Below are 2,555 nucleotides of genomic sequence, written 5' to 3'. Positions count from 1 at the left end.
GGCGCCCGCGCCACCCCGGCAGATGAAAGTCATGCCGATCGCTGGCGAGCGAGCCTGCGTAGTCAGGGCTTCCAGCCCTGACTGCTCCAGCCTGGCCAGGCCAGGATGGCCTGGCTACGCAGGGGACTTTCACGGTAAAGCCTCGACCTCCGGTGCGCAATGCCTGGGCGGCGGCCGCAACGACGAGCAAGGCCCGCTGCCCTGCGGCTCCGGCGCCCAAACTCCGTTCATCGCAGATCATGAGGTTGCACAACAGCCATGCCCCCTGACCGCACCAAGCCGCTGCTGATTGCCTTGACCGTTCTGCTTGGCCTGCTGGCCTGGTCAGGCGCCCAGCCATACGACCGCCTGACCTGGATCATGGAGGTCTTTCCGATCTTGCTGGTGCTCCCCGTGCTTGCCGTGACTTATCGGCGATTCCCACTCTCGACACTGCTGTATGTCGGCATCTTTCTACACGCGCTGGTGCTGATGCTCGGCGGCGCCTACACCTACGCCCGGGTACCGCTTGGCTTTGACATTGCGCAGGCGCTCGACCTGCAACGCAACCCGTACGACAAGATTGGCCATTTCTTCCAGGGCTTTGTCCCCGCGCTCGCGGCGCGCGAGATACTGCTTCGCGGCAGCTATGTAAACGGACGCAAGATGCTGGCGTTCATCGTTGTCTGCATCGTCCTGGCGATCAGCGCCGCCTACGAGCTCATCGAGTGGGGTGCCGCCCTGGCGCTGGGCAGCGGTGCCGACGAGTTCCTGGGCACCCAGGGCGATCCCTGGGACACGCAGTCCGACATGTTCTTCGCACTCATCGGGGCGGTCACCTCGCTGCTCCTGCTGTCGAAGCTCCACGACCATCAAATCGAGCGACTGGAACGTGCCGCCGCGGCCTGATGCGACAACTGCCTTGACGTCTGCCGCGGGTGCGATCAGAACTGATGTGGTGACCGAGATCCCGGGGACGCTGTCGTTGTAGTTGTCGAAATCGAATAATCCGACCACGACAACGACAACGATGCCCGGTCCGTGAGAACGTCCGGTAGCTGTGGTTGTAGGGTACGCATCGCGTACCCGGCTCCGGCGGTCGTGGCAGGTTGGCGGGCACGCGATGCATACCCTACGAAACGTACGTTAACACATCCGTTCTGATCGCACCCGGTAACGAACTGGCCGTGGCGCCGACGCGACACCAGGGGTAAAATCGGCGCCTATAACTCACGGACCCCCTGTTTTTTGAGCGATAAACGCACCCCCTATGCCTCATGCGCTGGAACTGGCAACAACCCGACTGGCCTGCCTTCACGTTTGACCCGGCGCCGCTGGCGGCCCTGGAGGCGCGCCTGCTGCATGAGTCCGGGCGCCTTTTCGGGGCTTTCGCACACCTTGACGACACCGAGCAGCGCCGACTGACGATCGACTGCGTCGGCGACGAGGCCGTGATGACCGCCCGGATCGAGGGCGAGTATCTGGACCGCGACAGTCTTCAGTCCTCGCTCTTGCGTCAGTTCGGGCTGGCCCATGACGAGCGGCGTGTCCCCCCGGCCGAGGCGGGAATGGCAGAGCTGATGGTGGACCTCTATCGCCGGTTCCAGGCACCCCTGTCGCATGACACCCTCCGGGCCTGGCAGGCCATGCTGGTGAGGGGACGATCGGACCTGGATGAGGTCGGGTGCTATCGCCGTCGGGCGGAGCCGATGCAGGTCGTGTCCGGCGCCGTCTATGCACCGCGGGTTCATTTCGAGGCGCCGCCCGCGGCGCTGGTACCGGCCGAGATGGAGCGCTTTCTCGCCTGGTTCGAGCATACCGCGCCGGCCGGTGTCGGCGCCCTGCCCCCCTTGACGCGCGCGGGTCTTGCCCATCTGTATTTCGTCAGCATTCACCCCTTTGAGGACGGCAATGGTCGTATTGCCCGGGCCATCGCGGAAAAGGCCTTGGCGCAGGGCCTTGGGCAACCGACCCTGGTGGCCCTCTCCCATTGTATCCAGCGGCACAAGAAGGCCTATTATGAGGCATTGCAAAGGGCCAACAAGGGCAATCCGGTCGACGACTGGTTGAATTACTTCGCCCGTACCACGCTGGACGCCCTCGACTATTCCCGGGCACGGGTCGGCTTGCTCATCGCCAAGGCCAGGCTGTACGATCGGCTCAAGGGCCAATTGAACCCGCGCCAGGAGAAGGTCCTCGGGCGCCTGTTCGCCGCCGGACCCGAGGGTTTCCGCGGGGGCTTGAGCGCGGAGAACTACATCGCGCTGACGCGCACCTCGCGCGCCACCGCCACCCGCGACCTCCAGGACCTGGTGGCCAAGGGCGCGCTCACCCGCAGCGGGGAGCGCAAGCATACCCGCTATGCCTTGCAGGTCCCGGCGACGCCGGGACAGGGTTCGGATTCAATGGCTTTATTCTGATATCGGCGTATCGCACCGCATGGAGACAGGAGGTCGAGGCTTACCGTGAAAGTGCGTAGTCAGGCCATCCTGGCCTGACGGTGTCGGGGCTGGAACAGTCAGGGCTGGAAGCCCTGACTACGCCGCCCCGCACGCTGGCCATCGAGCTAGCGGTCG

2 protein-coding genes are annotated in these 2,555 nt (G+C 64.8%); both read left to right on the top strand.

Annotated features, from left to right (window positions below; translation table 11 throughout):
• Positions 1-258: 258 nt before the first annotated feature.
• Positions 259-888 (top strand): DUF2238 domain-containing protein, encoded by a 630-nt coding sequence (locus tag QZY48_RS17380; RefSeq protein WP_295433315.1) that lies wholly within the window; start codon positions 259-261, stop codon positions 886-888.
• Positions 889-1,256: 368 nt separating this feature from the next.
• Entirely contained in the window at positions 1,257-2,399 is a 1,143-nt protein-coding gene (locus tag QZY48_RS17375; protein ID WP_295433312.1) for a Fic family protein, read from the top strand.
• Positions 2,400-2,555: the final 156 nt, after the last annotated feature.

It is taken from the genome of uncultured Thiodictyon sp., from assembly GCF_903828115.1.
Taxonomy (GTDB): domain Bacteria; phylum Pseudomonadota; class Gammaproteobacteria; order Chromatiales; family Chromatiaceae; genus Thiodictyon.
This window is presented reverse-complemented; position numbering and strand designations above follow the sequence as displayed.